We start from the raw sequence: 1,134 nt of genomic DNA on the forward strand, positions 1-1,134 counted from the left end.
CCCTGCTTTGTTAGCAGGTAAACCTAGTGCATGGTTCAGGATGATGACAATAGGAGCAACATCACCCTTGTCCAGTAGATGAGCATAGGCTAGTACGTCATCTGCTATGGGTTCAGGTAAACGGTAAACTTTCACGGGTTTATTAACCCATTTTGGTTGACTTAATCCTTCAGTATTTGGATTGTAGTTAGGCATAACTTTTTTTAGTGTTTACTACTGTTTACTAATATCAGTGTAACACTGATTCAGTAAAGTAGTATACTAAGTTCATATTTATAAATCTACATTGTAAAATCTACATTGTAGATTTTTATATTACCTAATCTTTAACATCTCAAATTTCTGTGTTACTAAACCTGCTTTACCCTTACTGTGTACCCATACTAGGTACTCTATCGTTTCACTCATACCATTACCGTACTGACTCAAGTAGTCCCTTGTAGAGCGCGATAACGATAAGGTAGTCTTTACCTTCTCATCCGTCCCTACATACCGCTTGACTCTACCCTTCTCTAAGTTGTCTAGCTTACCCATGATAATTTTTTACCGTTCCTAAAAAAGTTTTACTTACATCCTATTGTATGTACTTAGGGAAGATTTACAAACTTCTCTCGGATCGGGAGAGAATTATGGCTAAATCCTTTGAGTAATATTGTCTATTCACGGGTCATAAGTTTTACTTTAGCGATCGCTCTTAAACCTATAACAAATAACAATAGTCTATATAACTATATAGGTAGATTACTCGTCACCGTGGAGAAGGTTACTCAAAAGACTCTATAATTATTTGTAAATGAGTAACTATTGAGTAGTCAGTTGGTAGAGCGGTTCACTCGTAATGAACGGGTCAAGGTGAAAGACTGATACAGCAAGCGATACAGATTAGAAATTAAAAAGCTGCTTATCGGACTTGAACCGACGGCCTGTTCATTACGAGTGAACCGCTCTACCAACTGAGCTAAAGCAGCAAGGAAGTTAGATTTGCACAATGTTGGATTATAGCAAAACCCGATCTCAATTGTCAACCTTCTCTCAGAACAACGGCAAAATCTGATTTTATATTAGGAATGAAAAACCAATAAGGTGACTAATTGAGCAATAGTTTACAGTAGATCAAGGTTTCCAGGTTGTAAT

The 1,134-nt window shown here is 36.9% G+C and carries 1 tRNA gene and 1 pseudogene; both read right to left on the bottom strand.

The window, feature by feature from the left end:
• A pseudogene (locus PL9631_RS26435) lies at positions 1-195 on the bottom strand (hypothetical protein); the annotation flags it as partial.
• A gap of 700 nt (positions 196-895) precedes the next feature.
• Positions 896-968, bottom strand: a tRNA-Thr gene (locus PL9631_RS25665).
• Positions 969-1,134 lie beyond the last annotated feature (166 nt).

The organism is Planktothrix paucivesiculata PCC 9631 (assembly GCF_900009265.2).
Taxonomy (GTDB): domain Bacteria; phylum Cyanobacteriota; class Cyanobacteriia; order Cyanobacteriales; family Microcoleaceae; genus Planktothrix; species Planktothrix paucivesiculata.